The organism is Cytobacillus stercorigallinarum, from assembly GCF_014836495.1.
GTDB classification, from domain to species: domain Bacteria; phylum Bacillota; class Bacilli; order Bacillales; family Cytobacillaceae; genus Cytobacillus; species Cytobacillus stercorigallinarum.
Window position 1 is genome coordinate 1 of the sequence record NZ_JACSQT010000004.1, and the last position, 16,226, is coordinate 16,226.

The window sequence follows — 16,226 nt, forward strand, 5'->3', positions numbered from 1 at the left end:
CCAGCGTTCGTCCTGAGCCAGGATCAAACTCTCCAATAAAGTGTTTGATTAGCTCGTTTGCACCTATGGTGCTTTGTTGCTGATAAATCAGCTTTTTTAGAATTACGCTTGACGTTTTGTGTTCGTTCAGTTTTCAAAGAACAATCTTTTCGGTAATGGAGCGGGTGAAGGGAATCGAACCCTCATCATCAGCTTGGAAGGCTGAGGTTTTACCACTAAACTACACCCGCATTAATTTGTTTTGTTGGTTTCACATAATCGGGAAGACAGGATTCGAACCTGCGACCCCTTGGTCCCAAACCAAGTGCTCTACCAAGCTGAGCTACTTCCCGTATCTATAATGGCGCGCCCGAGAGGAGTCGAACCCCTAACCTTTTGATCCGTAGTCAAACGCTCTATCCAATTGAGCTACGGGCGCCTTGAAGCAACTCTATTATAATATCATACTAATTTTAATGCGTCAACTATTTTTTTAAAACTTTTTCGATGCGGCCGAGAGGACTTGAACCTCCACGGGTTATTCACCCACTAGGCCCTCAACCTAGCGCGTCTGCCATTCCGCCACGACCGCATAAATTGTTAAAGATGAGCCATGAAGGACTCGAACCTTCGACCCTCTGATTAAAAGTCAGATGCTCTACCAACTGAGCTAATGGCTCATAAAAATGGCTGGGCTAGCAGGGATCGAACCTGCGAATGACGGAATCAAAATCCGTTGCCTTACCGCTTGGCTATAGCCCATTTATCTAAATTATGGCGGTCCGGACGGGACTCGAACCCGCGACCTCCTGCGTGACAGGCAGGCATTCTAACCAACTGAACTACCGGACCTAACCTTTGAAAAGATGACCCCTACGGGATTCGAACCCGTGTTACCGCCGTGAAAGGGCGGTGTCTTAACCGCTTGACCAAGGGGCCATAACATAAAAAATAAAAACAAATATGTATATATAAATGGCGGAGAAGGAGGGATTTGAACCCTCGCGCCAGTTGCCCGACCTACACCCTTAGCAGGGGCGCCTCTTCAGCCACTTGAGTACTTCTCCAAAATGGCTCCGCAGGTAGGATTCGAACCTACGACCGTTCGGTTAACAGCCGAATGCTCTACCACTGAGCTACTGCGGAATATGTTAAAAAGAATATGTAGTCAACAAGGACTTCCTTATCGACTCTTTAAATTATAATTACCACCATATAAAAAGTCAAGCATGAATTTTAATTATTTTTATCAGCAGATATTAGCACTAATTTGCCCATACATTGTCCACATCTATACTTGTTTGTGTTGATTCGGCGTTTCCTTCTATAGACTTGATTACATTGATCACATTTATACATAATGTAAGAAACTTTCTGTGGTAAAGACGAACAATGCCGCGGTGCACCCACTTTAGCCATTAGCCTCCGAAAATCACTATCTCGATGTTGATAACCTCTACCAGCCAGATGAAGATGGTAATGACATAGTTCATGTTTAATAATACCAACTAATTCTTCCATTCCTAAATGCTGATAATATGTCGGATTAATTTCAATACGATGATCAGTCAACATATATCGTCCACCGGTTGTTCTTAATCTACTATTAAATTTCGCTATATGACGAAAAGGCTGATTGAACCACCTTAAAGATACTTCTTCAACTAACCTTTGTAATTCCTTATCACTCATTTCTTCACTCCTAGCAAGGATAAAATTAGCACGTGACAACCTATCAGCGCATACAATTGATATACATTAGCATAGCATAAAGGACTGTGGAAAGTGAGAGAAAGGAGGCTATTCCCATGCCGGTTTGGTTACAGAACCAAATGAAACGTGCTTTCTTAGAGAAGGACCGTTATCAAATTAAATTATTGAATCAATGCTGGTACTTTTATAGAAAAAAGCATTGTTCTGGTACGTAGGAAACGCCTTCTCAAAACTCCACAATTAATCACATAAAAAGCCGTTGAACAAAACGGCTTTTTATACGTATTTATTTGCCTTGTTGCAGCATGGTTAATGCCACTCTGCCTTTTTGTTGGTCAACCGAATCTACCCATACAGTAACAACATCACCAACAGATACGACATCTAACGGATGTTTCACAAATCGATTACTTAGCTTCGAGATGTGTACTAGACCATCTTGCTTAACACCAATATCAACAAAAGCGCCGAAATCAACAACATTTCGAACGGTTCCTTGAAGTTCCATTCCTTCCTTCAAATCATCTAACTTTAATACTTCTTTCTTTAATAGGGGAGCAGGTAGTTCATCCCTAGGATCTCGACCAGGTTTCATTAATGCATCAATTATATCCTTGAGTGTTAATTCACCAATATTTAATTCTTCTGCTGTTTCTTTTATTGATAGCTGACTTAACGCTTCGATTAATTGTGCAGACCCTAAATCGTTCGAAGTCATCTTTAACATCTTAAGCAACTTACTTACTTCCCCATAGGTTTCAGGGTGAATGGAGGTTCTGTCTAATGCTTCCTCCCCATCAACAATTCGTAAGAACCCAATGGCTTGCTCGTACGTTTTCGCGCCTAAGCGAGGAATCTTCTTCAATTGTTTACGATTAGTAAATTTGCCTTCTTCTTCTCTTTTCTTAACAATATTCGTTGCAACAGCCTTCGATAAACCTGCTACATGTTGTAACAATGAAGGGGAAGCTGTATTTACATTGACTCCAACTTGGTTTACAGCAGTCTCGACAACAAAATCTAATGATTCCGTTAACCTTTTTTGCGAGACATCATGTTGGTATTGACCGACACCTACTGATTTAGGATCAATTTTTACTAATTCGGCAAGTGGATCTTGTAGTCTTCTTCCAATTGAAACAGCGCTTCTTTCCTCGACTTGAAAGTCAGGAAATTCTTCACGTGCAATATCAGATGCGGAATAGACACTAGCCCCCGCTTCATTTACGATTAAATAATAGATATCTCCATTCAATTCTTTCAGCAAGTCAGCAATAAACTGCTCTGTCTCTCTTGATGCCGTTCCATTACCTATGGCCACCATCTTCACTTCATATGCTTTGAGCATGGAAAGGACTTTGTCTTTGGCTGCACCTAATTTAGATACAGGCGGATGAGGGTAGATTACATCAATCTTTAATACTTTACCTGTTTCATCAATGACCGCTAATTTGCAACCTGTACGATAAGCTGGATCAACAGCAAGGACGACTTTCCCTTTTAGCGGTGGTTGTAAAAGGAGATTCTTAAGATTTTCAGAGAAAATTTTAATCGCTTGTTCCTCACCTTTTTCAGTAAGTTCACCCCTTAATTCTCTTTCAATTGATGGTTGAATTAAGCGTTTATAACCATCTTCAATCGCCTCTTCCACAAATGGTGCATTGATATGGTTTGATACAGTGATCCATTTTCGATTTAAATACTGTAAGATTGGCTCTTGTTCCACCTTAATACTGACTTTCAGCACGCCTTCTTTTTCCCCACGATTTAATGCTAGTATACGGTGAGGAACGATTTTACCTACGCTTTCACTATATTCATAATACATCTCATACACATGTTTTTCGTCGATGCTTTCATCCTTTACAGCTGATTCAATGATTCCTTGTTTATATGTTTTTTCCCGAATCCACTTTCTACTTTGCGCATCATCAGATACCATTTCTGCAATGATATCTCGTGCTCCCTGGAGTGCTTCCTCAACTGTTGTGACACCTTTTTCCTCATTAAGAAAGTGTTTCGCCTTTTCTTCAGGTGTATCATCATTTTGATAGGATAATAACCAATTGGCTAATGGTTCTAGCTCTTTTTCCTTCGCTACCGTTGCTTTTGTTCTTCTTTTCTGTTTATACGGACGATATAAATCTTCTACTTCCTGCAATTTCTCCGCTTTTTCTATTTGATTAGATAATTCCGGAGTTAATTTCCCTTGCTCTTCTATTAACCTAAGCACTTCTTGTTTTCTCTGCTTTACGTTTTGTATGTATTGCCATCTTTCAACAATATCTTTGATTTGTACTTCATTTAACGCACCGGTCATTTCTTTTCGATAACGCGCAATAAACGGAACCGTATTTCCCTCTTCAATTAAGGCGATGGTTCGATCAATTTGTTTTGTGGATAATGAAAATTCTTTTGCTATTCGTTCAAAAATATCTTTCTTATCATCCATGTCTCTTCACCTTCCTAAGTGCAAACTATACTATTGCTTTATTCTACCAAATTTTTTTAGGTAAAGCATTTTTGGCTATAGCCCTGTCTTGGGTCTTCGTGTTTTATGTAGAACATAAAAGAACAAAACAAAAAGCTTGCTGATTGAAACAATCATTGCAAGCTTCCGATGATAAATGTTGCATCGTCTATAAGATTCATGTTCTGCGCCTTAATTAACTTCGCAGTTGCTTCTATTGATAAATATTTATTCATCAGTTTTTTAATACCAGAAATTGGGTATCCATCTGAAAACATCAAGAATTTAATTCCCTTTGTATAATCAAACCGGTGAATCTTAAATGCTTGACGCTTGCCTGACAAATAACCCGTTGTTGGCAGAGGATAAATGAGTTTCTCAGTATCTCCATAAAAGAAAAAACGAATATTTCCAGTACAACAGTAGGCTAATTCTTTCGTGTTAAAATTAATCTTGATCACACCTACTGCAGCGCCTCTTTTATGTAAAAGTGACTGATTACTTAAATCCATAATGGTTGAAATATCTAAATCGTGATTTTCTTTAACGGTATTGACAACAGCAGATGAAGCTTCATTTGCATATTCTCCACTGCCTAACCCATCAGCTAATACACAAATAAAATAATCATCAGTTGTGTGATAATAATAGGAATCACCACAAACGGACTGACCACGTTTAGCAAGCTGATCGGTAATGACGTCCATTTGATGTGGATCATTCATCATAGAATATACTCCGAACCTTCATTTTCTGCATGGATGGCTTCTTGCAATTTTTTAATGGCTTTTCTTTGCAGCCTTGATACATGCATTTGGGAAATATCCAGTCTTTCTCCTGTTTCCTTTTGACTCAGATTTTCTAGGAATGTGTACTGGATCACTTGTTTCTCTCGATCTGATAAAACGTGCAACACTTTTTCTAGTACGAGCATTTGGTTGACTTTTTCATAGCCATCATCCACATTGCCGACAATATCCAGGAGTGTAACCGTACCGCCATCAGAATCGGCTTCAATGGAATGGTCAACTGATAACGCCTGATAACTTTTGCCCATCTCCATAGCTTCTAACACTTCTTCTTCTGTAACTTCTAGCGCATCAGCAATTTCCTCTACCTTAGGCGACCTTTGCAGCGCAGTTGTTAATTCTTCCGCCGTAGCTTTAATCTTTGGGCCTAATTCTTTTATTCGTCTCGGTACATGCACACTCCACGTCTTATCACGCAGAAAACGTTTAATCTCACCGATAATTGTCGGAATCGCAAATGCTTCAAACGTTTTGCCAAAAGAGGCATCATATCTGCGAATCGCGCCAAGTAACCCAATCACACCTACTTGAACAATATCTTCGTGATAAGGTCTACCTTTAGAGTATTTCCTTGCGATGGACTCAACCAATTTGTAATACTGTTCAACAAGTTGTTCCTGTGCATCTTCGTCCTGATGTAATTGATATTGCTGTATAAGATCATTAATCTCTTCTTTTGTTCGTTGTTTAGGTTGAGATTGCTTCTGCATCACTCTCCACCTGCTCTCCTTCTAGGTATTTAGTCATGAAGACTGTCACACCTTTTTGATGATGAATTTTCACTTCATCCATTAATGTTTCTATTAGGTAAAGGCCTAATCCTCCTTCTCGTAAAAATTCAACCGAATCATTTGCTTGATATGGCCCTGCATTGTCTCTTGCTTGTTGAAAGTCCAAGCTCTCACCTTCATCAGCAACCATGACTTCTAGTTTATTTTTATAAAGGCCGAATCCTACAAGCACTTCACCATTTTCGTTGTTTTTGTATGCATGCTGCACAGCATTTGTACAAGCTTCACTCGTTGCAATCTTCAAGTCTTCAATTTCGTCATAGTTAAATCCCATTCTACTGGCAATACCAGATAATGTTAATCTAATAATACCGACGTATTCCGGCTTCGATGGGATTTTCATCTCAATGTAGTCGTACGACTCGGTCATTTTTTTTCACCTTCCATTTTGGTGCTGATATCAATAATATCAGCAAGACCAGTAATTTCGAATAGCCTTTTCAAACGACTTGAAAGCCCAATGATTTTAAATTGACCATCATGCGCACGTACATTTTTAAAAAGTCCTACAAAAACACCTAAGCCGGTGCTATCCATATAAGATACACCTGAAAGATCAACAATCATCTCCACATTATCTTTCTCAGAAAGCGGAATCAGTTCTTTCTTTAATTCTGGTGCAGTGTACACATCAATCTCTCCACCTACAGTTACCTCAGTAATATTTTCATTATGATTTACATCTATATTAATGTTCATATTTTGCCCACCTTTTAGGAATAACTGGTTACTCCTTATATACCCTTTAATTTTAGCTTAAAACATTTCTTCTTAATATAATTAAAGTAAAATCATCCCTTAATTGGAAATCTTGTAATTTTTCAAGTTCCTTATATACATTTTGTACAATATTTTGTGCTTTTAAGTGTATGTTTTTCTCAATTAAGGCTAGTAATTCTTCCCGTTCAATAAAGCCTTCTTTTGTTCTTGATTCAGTTACGCCATCAGACATCAAAATAATCATATCCCCAGGCATAACTTCTTTTTCGTATTTTCTATATTTGGTATTCTTTTCAATGCCTAATAATAAACCCTTTGCAGGCAACTCAGAAAATGTCTGTGTTTCCGCGTGATAAAATAAGCCTGGTTCATGCCCAGCAGAAGCATAGGAAAAGATATGATCATCGATATGGTATGTGCCATAAAACATCGTAATAAACATCGTTAAATCCACATTTTGTTCCACAACACGATTTAAATTCTCCAACACCAAAGTGGGTGTTTTACGATTTTCTGGTAAACTGTCCATAGCATATTTAATCATAGACATACAAAGGGCCGCTGGTAACCCTTTCCCAATAACATCAGCTATTGCGATACTTACACTATTATTTTCATCCTCAACAAAATTAAAATAATCACCGTTCATATGTTTTGCTGGGACGCTGATTGCTCCAATATCCATGCCTTTTTTACATGGCACCTCTGTCCCCAGCAAAGTTTTCTGCACATTAGCCGCGATTTCCATTTCGGTTCTTAATTCCTGTTGAATATGCTTTAAATTTTGGTGTTCGCGGTAAGCAAAACCATATGCCACCATCACTTCAAGCAGTATATCAAAAGACTCCTGCATTTTATCGTTAAATTTTTCTGGAAACATCTCAGCCATAATATTTCTATGGATGCTGACAATTTCCTCTGGAGGAATGTTCCGTTCAATTGCATTCCTACTTAACTTTTGTCCTTGATATAATGCCTGCTCTGAACGGTCAGCTAAATAATTCGTTAATATCTCTCTATATTTGGACTCCAATTTCTGTCTGAAATCCATCTCAAGTTCCCCCTAACGGAGCCATTTAATCGCCCTTATATCTGTACCTTCACCCGGGCTTGAATCTATTTGAAAATCATCCATCAGTCTTTTTACCCCTGGAAGACCTGCTCCTAGGCCGCCCGATGTTGAATATCCATCCTCCATTACTTGGCGCAAATCTTTAATCCCTGGACCACTATCAATCGATAATAACCTCAGTCCCGTTTTGCCATTTTCATAGAGCTTTTCTATACAAATTTGACCTTGACCTGCATATAAGAATATGTTTCTCGCAAGTTCACTTATTGCTGTTGTAATTCTTGCTTGGTCAACCGTCCCAAAGCCCAGCTCTTTTGCCACATTCCTACCTAGCTGACGCGCTGAGACGATATCCCATTCATTGATTATTTTAACGCAGGATTGGTTGTCCATTCGGCTATTCCCCCAATTCCTGATGTAATTTCTCCAAACCTTTTTCTAAATCAAGGGCGGTCAATACATTATTCAGACCGATTCCTAATTCAGTTAACGTAATTGCTACTGCTGGTTGAATGCCTGTAATGACAACTTTAGCACCCATTAAATGGGACATTTCAATCACATCACCTAATACTTTAGCGATAAAAGAATCAATAAAATCGATAGATGTTAAATCGATTACAACACCATTTGCACTCGTATTGTGTATTTTCTTTAATAAGTCTTCTTGGAATTGAAGTGCCGTGTGGTCATCTAGTTCCCATTGAATTGAAACGAGTAAACAATCATGTAGTTTTAAAATCGGAATTCTCAAAACGTCACCCCTCCAATGGCACAATTTTACGTTTAGTCATTTCCAATGCTGCTTCTACGCCAGATTTCATTGTATTTTTTGTAATAATTCGGTTTAAGTCGATACCAAGGCTCACAATCGTCTGCGCGATTTCCGAACGAATACCTACAAGCATGCATTTGGCTCCTACTAAATGGACTGCATCTGCAGCTTGGATAATATGATGAGCAACCATTGTATCAACAACAGGGACACCTGTAATATCAATCAAGACAACTTCTGAACGATGTTTTACTACACCTTGAAGAAGGTTTTCCATAATTTGCTTCGCTCGTTCTGTATCAATCATCCCAATTAAAGGCATAACTGTAATACCCTCAAATACAGGAATTAAAGGCGCCGATAGTTCCTGCAAAGCAATTTTTTGATTCGCTATCGTTCTTTCCCAAGAATCGGTGTAATCATTAATGATTTCACTATTCATGGCTTTTAACCAATGATTCAAATCATGCATCACTTTCAATTCATTTTCTTGACGGATATATTTATCTTTGACCATTTCATCGAATACAACATCGCCAAATATATCTAGCGCATTTACGACAAAACGTAGTGGCCAGCCTAAGTTCACCATTCTATCGGAAAAATTCTCTGATTGACGTTCATACTCGTCCTGTTTTCCAGAAATTTTTAAAATAGCGAGCTCCACTAACTCTCTTCCATATGTTTCGAAATTTTGATCGAGGATGACATTGGTAATTGTTTCGTCTGAATCCTCCTTCAATCGGTCCAACCATTCTTTAAAAATATTATCTTTATTGTTTTGAATATAATTCAAAGTCATTTGTCTTCCTTTACCTCCTATACTAGCACATCTATTGGTTAGTTTTTCCTTATTTCATTGATTGTAAAAAAATCTACATGTTTGTAAAAAAATCAGTAAATATCTACTATTGTCTTGTATTATAACGCTTTCTATTTGAAACGTCTTTAACAATATATCCAAATTAAGTGTGTACCCTTTTATGCTTTTAATCAAACCTAAAACTTTCATTCTTTTTATTTCTTTTTGTTCAGAATGATCTAATAATATAAAATAGGAGGATTTAAAGTTTAAGCCCGTATCAATAAGTGTATTACATATATTAATAAGCCCGGTCAATGGATTTGTTTTAGATTTGCGGCATATAAAAAAACGCCCCAACTTTTGAGCGTTTTCTAAAATTCTATAAGACCTAAACTGACTTGTAAGGCTTCGTTCACCTTATCCATCATTTCGTCATCAAGATGGGTGATTTTATCGGTTAATCTCTGCTTATCAATTGTACGGATTTGTTCCAACAATATTACTGAATCTCTTTCAAAAGCATATCGCTTCGCATCAATTTCAACGTGAGTAGGCAGCTTTGCTTTTTGAATCTGAGCGGTAATTGCTGCGATGATTACTGTGGGACTAAACCGATTCCCGATGTCGTTTTGTATAACAAGTACTGGACGGACACCGCCTTGTTCTGAGCCAACAACTGGGGATAGGTCTGCAAAATAAACGTCACCACGTTTAACAATCAAAGGATCAGCCTCCGCTTACAAGACGTTCAACTGCGTTTTCTGCCTCGTATTCCGCTTGAAATGCTTCAGATGCTATCGTCAAGTTTAATTTTGCCATCTCCATGTAACCACGTCTCATGGACTCACGAATATGTCTTTTCTTTCGTTCACGCAAATACATTTTCGTTGCTTGATAAATAAACTCACTTCTGTTCACGTTTTCTTGCTTCGCATAACCATCTAATTCCGTTAATAGATGTTGCGGCAGTTTCACCACAATTTCTGTTGTTGCGCTGGATTCAGACACAAACATACACCTCCACCATCACTACACACCATATTTTTTATATCTACCAATTTTCATATTACCATTATTCTCTTAGGCTGCAAAGGGGATTTTTAATTTAGTAAGAAATTATCCATAAAAACAGTTGCATTTTCTTTCAATGTCTTCCTAGGAATTTCAGTGATAATTTCCCAAATGATTAATAACTATTATCTACCAACATCTGCATTGATATGCATTAAAGAATCCCATTTCTTACAGAAATTTTTGCTTTATCCTGAATATATATTCTTGGTATGCGCGCACCCATTTGACAAGTTACTTCGTAATTAATTGTTTCAAGTGTGTTAGCTATATCATCTACAGAGATGGTTTGATCATTTTGCCTCCCAATTAACGTAACGACATCTCCTATTTGATCTTCTTCACTAATACGAATCATACATTGATCCATACAAATTCTTCCGACAATCCTTACTCTTCTTCCATTCACTAGAACCTCTTGTGTGCCTAACTTTCTAATCCACCCGTCAGCATAACCGATTGGCAATGTACCAATGAATTCTTCTGTTTCCGCTTCGTACGTTGCTCCGTAACTCACCTTCTCGCCCGGTAGCAATTTTTTTACATGAACAATTTTCGTATGAAGTGAAAACGCTTCTTTTAAGGTAAAAGGTAAATGATTTTTAATTTCGGAAGATGGTGACAGGCCATACATTGAAATTCCAAATCTTACGGCATTGAATTTCGCCTCAGGATGCCTCATGCCAGCTGCACTATTACTTGCATGAATATATCTTGGTTTCTCATCCATCCAGCTTATCATTTCATTAAAAGTGCTTAACTGTTCATTAAAATAGGCTGCCTCAAGTTCATCTGCTGTCGCAAAATGCGTGAAAACTCCTTCAACATGGAATTTTCCTTGCTGTAGTTGGTATTGAAATATTCTCCATTCTTCTTTTGATTTAATTCCTAATCTGCCCATCCCCGAGTCCATCTTTACATGAACTTTTAGTTCTTTATTGATGAATGATGAAGCTTTCTTCAACCACTCGGCTTGGCAAACCGTTAAAGTAATTGCTGCTTGTTCAGCTAGCCCAGCGTCCTCTGGTCGTGTTAGTCCTAACACTAATATCGGCGCGTCAATCCCTTTATTCCTAAGAGCAAATGCCTCATCTAAAGTCGCCACCGCTAAGTAAGTAGCACCTGCCTTTAGAGCTGTCTTGGCTACCTCAATATCTCCATGGCCATATGCATTTGCCTTCACAACAGCAAACAATTCTGTTTCTTCACCAATATGCTTAATCATTGACTCTACATTATATGTGATATAATCCAAATTTATCTCTGCCCAAGTATCACGAAAATATGGGACCTGTTGATTCATACCGTCCACTTCCCCTTTATACTTTTCCTTCTATCTTTTGATTATGTCACATTAACGTATAACAGAAAAGATAAACTTTCTTCTTCTATCTACCACAAGAAAAGCAGCGTAGGACAAATTTAAGAAGTATATTAAACATGCAAGCAGACGTTACTATGTATTACCAAATACTCTAGATATATGTAGTTTATTTTCGCAAAAAAACCCCTATGAAGCTATAAACGGCAACCATCGGAAAGAAACCCGAGGAATCTACCTCGGGTTTATCTTAACTATATTTATTTTACAACTTCCCCTTGTACAGACTGTGCAATTTGGATCATTTCTTCTTTCGATAAGTTATTCGATGCAATCATATAATCCACGCCATTTTGCGTCCAGGAAACCATATTATCTGACACTGCTCCTACAGTGAAGCCAAGGTCAACAGGGTCACCATTCATCATCTCCTCTTCGCCACCAGAAGTTTGAACAATAACAGCCTTCTCTTGAATCATTGTGAATGATTTTTCTTCACCTTCATAGGTTAGAACGACACGTTTACCTTCTTCTGTTTCTACTTCTTTTTCAGAAACAAGTTCAACTTCAGGAAGCGATTCTGGATAGAAGACAGTGAAATCTTCTTCCTCTGCCACTTCAGCCATTACTGGGAATTCTAGCTGTGCACCTGTCATATTTTTCTTCGTATCGAAATCTTTATTATCTAGCTCTTCATTAAATTTCACATTGGAGAAATCTACCGTCACTACTGGTGTTCTTTCTGCATCCATCACCTTCACACTAACTGGCGATAAATCCGATTTATTTAAGGTAATCTCTTGTAGAGGTAGCATTTGATTGTTTTGATAACTCGTTTTTGTTTCATAAACATAATGATCTTCAGTTGCTTTAAATTTCGCTTCCTTATCATTTTGAATATCTTCAATCAATGACTCATAAAGGTACGCTTGACTACTATTGTTTGGCCAGTCACTTTGGAAACGAAAACTTTTATTCAAAGCTGGCGTAAGAACAAACACACCTTCTTTGTTCTTTAAGATCATTTGACTTTGATCTTTTTCAGTATTTTTAAGTGCCACACGATAAAATTCCGGGTTCTTATGCCATATTTCTATATCATAGGATTGCGGCTCGGAACCTGTTTGCAGCGTCATTTTCGCTTCCGCCTTATAGCTTTTTAATGATTCTATTTTGCTCGTTAAATCTTTTGTCACATCCTCCTGGGATTTTGTCCCACATGCAGCTAGTGTGACAGTTATGGCCAGTCCCATGAGTAGCCAGAAAAACTTCTTTTTCATTCCTTCAACCCCTTTGTCTTATAATCAACAGTGCAGTCAAACGCTTCCGTGGCCTTGTCTCCTCCATTGCACTATTGAATATATGAGACAACCTCAAAGATTATTCCAGACGTTCTCATCGATTAAGAATATTTTTTTGGAGTCTAGGGTTTATTTGGTTTGAAGGAATAGTAGCTATAAACAACTAACCTTTCTTTCCTATTAATACGAGTCTTCTTCAATTATCACTTGAGCAACGGCATACTCTTTACTATGGGAAATAGATAAGTGTACATGACAGCCTTCAACCGGTCGAACAATAATCGGTTGTCCGGTCATATGGTTAGCTGTTTCAATATCTAGAAATGAAAGTGATTGTCCGATACCTGTTCCTTTCGCTTTAGCAAAGGCTTCTTTCGCAGCAAATCTCCCTGCTAAAAACTCTATTTTCCTATGCCCCGTTAGTGTCTCATATTTCTGTTTTTCGTTTGTTGTTAAAATACGTTCTGCAAACCGTTCTTTTCTTTCTACTAATTGTTTCACTCTCTTTAATTCAATTATATCGATGCCAATGCCTTTAATCATTCTAATCACCCTCTTCTAAATAAAATAAATGCTGCATAAAACAAACTATAGTATATTTAATGTATGAGAACATTTTAGGAGGAGTCAATTATTGTTTATCAGGACAGAAAGCTTTAGAGAATTTATTCGCTTCTATCCCATCGTTACTTCTATTATCGCAATTAATATTGTATTGTATTTACTTACTGTCTTGCCCATCCTTCCAACTAATTGGTTAATGGCGCATTTTGCAGGTATTAATATTTATATTATGCAAGGAGAAATATGGAGACTTTTTACACCTATTTTCATGCATAGCGGATTTGCTCATCTTTTATTTAATTGCTTCTCACTTGTTTTATTTGGACCACCACTTGAGAGAGCAATTGGCAAGGGGCGTTTCCTCCTTGTTTACTTCCTAGCTGGTATTGGCGCTAATATCGCAACACTCATCCTTGAACCGTTAACATATATTCACGTTGGAGCGAGCGGAGCGATTTATGGTATCTTCGGTTTCTTTATTGCTATTATTGTGTACCGCAGAGATTTACTTTCACAGCAAAATACACAACTCATTCTTGCCATCACAGTGATTGGTGTGATTATGACCTTCTTGCAAGCGAATGTAAATGTGATTGCCCATCTATTTGGTCTATTAGCAGGTTTCCTCACTGGATCAGCAATGATTAAGACGAGATTAAAAGATGGCTATCATGCAACGAGACCGCCAAGCCAATGGAAGTCTTCAGCTAGAAAATTAAAAGGCGTTCCTCTATCAACCATTCTGATCTTTGGGGGCATTATTCTTCTAGCAATTATTGGCCTTTTGTCACGTTAACGAAATCGTGCATACAGACAGCAAATCCGAACATAAATGTTCGGATTTGCTGTTTCAATCACTATTCTCAGGAGTATATGAATACCATTTGTAAATAGATAATACATCATCTACTTCTAGGTCAACTACATCTCCACCAGTCGCACCAGAACCAGACATAGCCTTAGCAGAAATAGTAGCTAACTGATTTTTCTTCTGAAAATAGGTTTCTTTCATTGTTATTGATTGTGTTCGATTCTTCCTCAAATAAACAGTTGTTTTAGAAATAAATCGTGAACGAAGAACGAGTTGATTTTCTAAAATCGTCCAACCAGCCGCTTTATAACGATAATAAGATAAAATAAGTATCAATCCAACGAAAACTAAACTAAATAACCCCCACACAGGGAATAAATAAAGAAGGATAGCTGCCACTGGAATAGAGAAAAACAACCCTCTGAATATGTATCTTCTTAAAGCCCTTTTTGGTGCTGGAACGAACATATCTGTCAATTGGTAATCTTTTAGTCCAGTTTCAATCTTCTCGCGAATCCGGTTCCGCTTAATAATAGGTAAAAGCATCACTTTCGAGCTATCCGCATCTTTCAAAGACCCACCTGCACTCTCAATGTAAACAGATGCATAGCCAATCGCTTGGCGAACTGGATTCTCATTTATCCTTAATGCTTGAATACGATGTAGGGGAATCGTTAGTTGCTTCTTCTCTAGTAAACCGCGTGTAATAATTAATTCATCTCCCACTTTTCTCACTGTAAAATTAGCATACTTTAACACTGATCCAATGAGAGCAATGAGCCAGGCAAGAACGAAACCAAGGAAAACCATTAAACTGATTAGCATCACACCGCCCGTAATAAAGACACTCAATTCGTCAAATACCTTCTCATAAGGAATCACTTCAGAAAATTGGGATAAAAAGGCAAAAACAGCTGATATCACAACACCTACTCCCCCAGAGGTCGAAGAAAGTAAAATCAACTCACCTGGTTTAATTTGATAAAGTATTTGTTCCTCTTTTTGTTCTGTTTCGATTTGCTCATCTAACTCTATATGTGCCTTTTTAGATTGCGATAGAATCTCTTGAATTTGCTGCGCCTCATTTTTAGATATGGCAGTCAATATCGCTTCTGCCTCTATTCCTGAACCAGCTGTTTCAATGGTCATTTTCACTAAACCAAAAGGTCTCTGTAAAATACCTTCAGATAAATCAAGACTTTGAATGCGTTCGAAGGGTATATATCTTTTTTTACGAATAATTAACCCTGATTCGATTCGTAATTCTCCCTCTTCTATCCTATAAGTAAAACGGAGCCAAGTAAGGATACCAGATACAAGTATAAGAGCGATAATACCTAACGTAATAAAAAGCTGAATCTTTCCTTCGCTATTACCAAATACGACAATAATTAAAATCGGAATAATGGAGTCCTTTAATGTTTTCAGTACATTTGATACGGCTGCAATAAAATGAAGTCTTCTCGGCTCAGACATCATCTACAGCCACCCTTGCTAAGTTAGATATAAAAAACCGCAGTTCTTCTGCTTCTTCTAAATCTAAAGCAGGTATCTCATGGACAGTTGCCGCAGTTGAAACCGTCACAGTAGCTAGTTTATATTTTCGTAGAATTGGTCCTTGGTGAGTATCTACATGCTGCACCCTGATCATTGGGACGAGTGTACGTTTGATGATAAATATTCCATGCTGTAGTTCTATTTCATTCTCTCTCACTTCATAACGCCATCTTTTCCACCTCACAGTGGGAAAAACTTTAATCGCTAAATAGGCATAAAGAGCAAATATAATTAATGCAACACCAATTATCCACATCTGCCAATCAAAAATAAATGTTAAAACGATAGCGCCAATTGCCAATACAAATGGGATAAGGGAATGTAGTGCACCAGATATTTTCCAAACAGTCAGACCCCGTTTAGAAATACGCTTTTGCGGCTTTGATAACATATATGTAAACCCCCTAAAATTCCTTTTTCATCAACTATAGTATACATGAAAGCCACACTATGTCTCAGTAAAAACT

Annotated in this window: 19 protein-coding genes and 10 tRNA genes; 2 read left to right on the forward strand and 27 right to left on the reverse strand. The window is 37.8% G+C overall.

From position 1 onward, the window contains the following. Positions 1-156 precede the first annotated feature (156 nt). The 11 genes from H9655_RS09865 to H9655_RS09915 all read right to left on the reverse strand — a co-directional run bounded on the left by H9655_RS09865 (position 157) and on the right by H9655_RS09915 (position 1,671). Positions 157-230: transfer RNA gene (locus H9655_RS09865), tRNA-Gly, on the reverse strand. A gap of 28 nt (positions 231-258) precedes the next feature. Further along, positions 259-332, reverse strand: a tRNA-Pro gene (locus H9655_RS09870). Positions 333-341: 9 nt separating this feature from the next. Further along, positions 342-418: transfer RNA gene (locus H9655_RS09875), tRNA-Arg, on the reverse strand. 69 nt (positions 419-487) lie between these two features. After that, positions 488-571 (reverse strand) — tRNA-Leu (locus H9655_RS09880). Between the two features lie 15 nt (positions 572-586). After that, positions 587-659 (reverse strand) — tRNA-Lys (locus tag H9655_RS09885). A gap of 7 nt (positions 660-666) precedes the next feature. Then, a tRNA-Gln gene (locus H9655_RS09890) sits at positions 667-741 on the reverse strand. 13 nt (positions 742-754) lie between these two features. Continuing rightward, positions 755-831: transfer RNA gene (locus H9655_RS09895), tRNA-Asp, on the reverse strand. Positions 832-846: 15 nt separating this feature from the next. After that, a tRNA-Glu gene (locus H9655_RS09900) sits at positions 847-918 on the reverse strand. Between the two features lie 37 nt (positions 919-955). After that, a tRNA-Ser gene (locus H9655_RS09905) sits at positions 956-1,046 on the reverse strand. A gap of 4 nt (positions 1,047-1,050) precedes the next feature. Continuing rightward, positions 1,051-1,125: transfer RNA gene (locus H9655_RS09910), tRNA-Asn, on the reverse strand. Positions 1,126-1,215: 90 nt separating this feature from the next. Continuing rightward, entirely contained in the window at positions 1,216-1,671 is a 456-nt protein-coding gene (locus tag H9655_RS09915) for a SprT family protein (protein WP_191813486.1), read from the reverse strand. Positions 1,672-1,787: 116 nt separating this feature from the next. Here H9655_RS09915 and cmpA point away from each other — a divergent pair, with 116 nt between their 5' ends. Next, complete coding sequence (gene cmpA, locus H9655_RS09920; protein ID WP_095370816.1) at positions 1,788-1,907, forward strand: cortex morphogenetic protein CmpA; 120 nt, start codon at positions 1,788-1,790, stop codon at positions 1,905-1,907. Between the two features lie 71 nt (positions 1,908-1,978). Here the strand turns inward: cmpA and H9655_RS09925 are convergent, their stop codons facing one another. The 14 genes from H9655_RS09925 to acpS form a co-directional block, all read right to left on the reverse strand. After that, entirely contained in the window at positions 1,979-4,144 is a 2,166-nt protein-coding gene (locus H9655_RS09925; RefSeq protein WP_191813488.1) for a Tex family protein, read from the reverse strand. Between the two features lie 152 nt (positions 4,145-4,296). Continuing rightward, a complete protein-coding gene (locus H9655_RS09930) occupies positions 4,297-4,890 on the reverse strand; it encodes a PP2C family serine/threonine-protein phosphatase (RefSeq protein WP_225230552.1) in 594 nt (197 codons plus the stop codon). Next, positions 4,887-5,681: an RNA polymerase sigma factor SigB gene (sigB, locus tag H9655_RS09935; RefSeq protein ID WP_191813491.1), complete on the reverse strand. Its 795-nt coding sequence runs from the start codon at positions 5,679-5,681 to the stop codon at positions 4,887-4,889. Before sigB ends, H9655_RS09930 begins: the two co-directional genes overlap by 4 nt. Next, on the reverse strand, positions 5,659-6,132 hold the full coding sequence (gene rsbW / locus H9655_RS09940) for an anti-sigma B factor RsbW (protein WP_191813493.1): 474 nt from the start codon (positions 6,130-6,132) through the stop codon (positions 5,659-5,661). Before rsbW ends, sigB begins: the two co-directional genes overlap by 23 nt. Continuing rightward, the gene (locus tag H9655_RS09945) at positions 6,129-6,461 is read right to left on the reverse strand and encodes an anti-sigma factor antagonist (protein WP_191813495.1); all 333 of its coding nucleotides are present in this window, start codon (positions 6,459-6,461) and stop codon (positions 6,129-6,131) included. The genes rsbW and H9655_RS09945 overlap by 4 nt, the downstream gene beginning before the upstream one ends. 52 nt (positions 6,462-6,513) lie before the next feature. Beyond that, positions 6,514-7,533 (reverse strand): PP2C family protein-serine/threonine phosphatase, encoded by a 1,020-nt coding sequence (locus tag H9655_RS09950; RefSeq protein WP_191813497.1) that lies wholly within the window; start codon positions 7,531-7,533, stop codon positions 6,514-6,516. Between the two features lie 12 nt (positions 7,534-7,545). After that, on the reverse strand, positions 7,546-7,947 hold the full coding sequence (locus H9655_RS09955; RefSeq protein ID WP_095370822.1) for an anti-sigma regulatory factor: 402 nt from the start codon (positions 7,945-7,947) through the stop codon (positions 7,546-7,548). Between the two features lie 4 nt (positions 7,948-7,951). After that, the gene (locus H9655_RS09960) at positions 7,952-8,308 is read right to left on the reverse strand and encodes an STAS domain-containing protein (protein ID WP_191813499.1); all 357 of its coding nucleotides are present in this window, start codon (positions 8,306-8,308) and stop codon (positions 7,952-7,954) included. Between the two features lie 4 nt (positions 8,309-8,312). Then, positions 8,313-9,131 (reverse strand): STAS domain-containing protein, encoded by an 819-nt coding sequence (locus H9655_RS09965; protein WP_191813500.1) that lies wholly within the window; start codon positions 9,129-9,131, stop codon positions 8,313-8,315. Positions 9,132-9,505: 374 nt separating this feature from the next. Then, positions 9,506-9,856, reverse strand: coding sequence for a type II toxin-antitoxin system PemK/MazF family toxin (locus tag H9655_RS09970; protein WP_095370824.1), 351 nt, complete (start codon positions 9,854-9,856; stop codon positions 9,506-9,508). A 4-nt stretch (positions 9,857-9,860) separates the two neighbouring features. Further along, entirely contained in the window at positions 9,861-10,142 is a 282-nt protein-coding gene (locus H9655_RS09975; protein WP_095373546.1) for a CopG family ribbon-helix-helix protein, read from the reverse strand. 217 nt (positions 10,143-10,359) lie between these two features. After that, a complete protein-coding gene (gene alr / locus H9655_RS09980) occupies positions 10,360-11,508 on the reverse strand; it encodes an alanine racemase (RefSeq protein WP_191813502.1) in 1,149 nt (382 codons plus the stop codon). Between the two features lie 278 nt (positions 11,509-11,786). Beyond that, on the reverse strand, positions 11,787-12,806 hold the full coding sequence (locus H9655_RS09985) for a LolA family protein (RefSeq protein WP_191813504.1): 1,020 nt from the start codon (positions 12,804-12,806) through the stop codon (positions 11,787-11,789). 201 nt (positions 12,807-13,007) lie between these two features. Next, positions 13,008-13,370 (reverse strand): holo-ACP synthase, encoded by a 363-nt coding sequence (gene acpS, locus H9655_RS09990; RefSeq protein ID WP_191813506.1) that lies wholly within the window; start codon positions 13,368-13,370, stop codon positions 13,008-13,010. A 91-nt stretch (positions 13,371-13,461) separates the two neighbouring features. On the opposite strand from acpS, the gene H9655_RS09995 reads away from it, so the two are divergent. After that, a complete protein-coding gene (locus H9655_RS09995; RefSeq protein WP_191813508.1) occupies positions 13,462-14,187 on the forward strand; it encodes a rhomboid family intramembrane serine protease in 726 nt (241 codons plus the stop codon). Positions 14,188-14,241: 54 nt separating this feature from the next. Here the strand turns inward: H9655_RS09995 and H9655_RS10000 are convergent, their stop codons facing one another. Both H9655_RS10000 and H9655_RS10005 read right to left on the reverse strand, forming a co-directional pair. Beyond that, positions 14,242-15,678, reverse strand: a complete 1,437-nt coding sequence (locus tag H9655_RS10000) for a PH domain-containing protein (RefSeq protein ID WP_191813510.1) — start codon at positions 15,676-15,678, stop codon at positions 14,242-14,244. After that, the gene (locus H9655_RS10005; protein ID WP_191813512.1) at positions 15,671-16,150 is read right to left on the reverse strand and encodes a PH domain-containing protein; all 480 of its coding nucleotides are present in this window, start codon (positions 16,148-16,150) and stop codon (positions 15,671-15,673) included. The genes H9655_RS10000 and H9655_RS10005 overlap by 8 nt, the downstream gene beginning before the upstream one ends. Between the last annotated feature and the right edge of the window lie 76 nt (positions 16,151-16,226).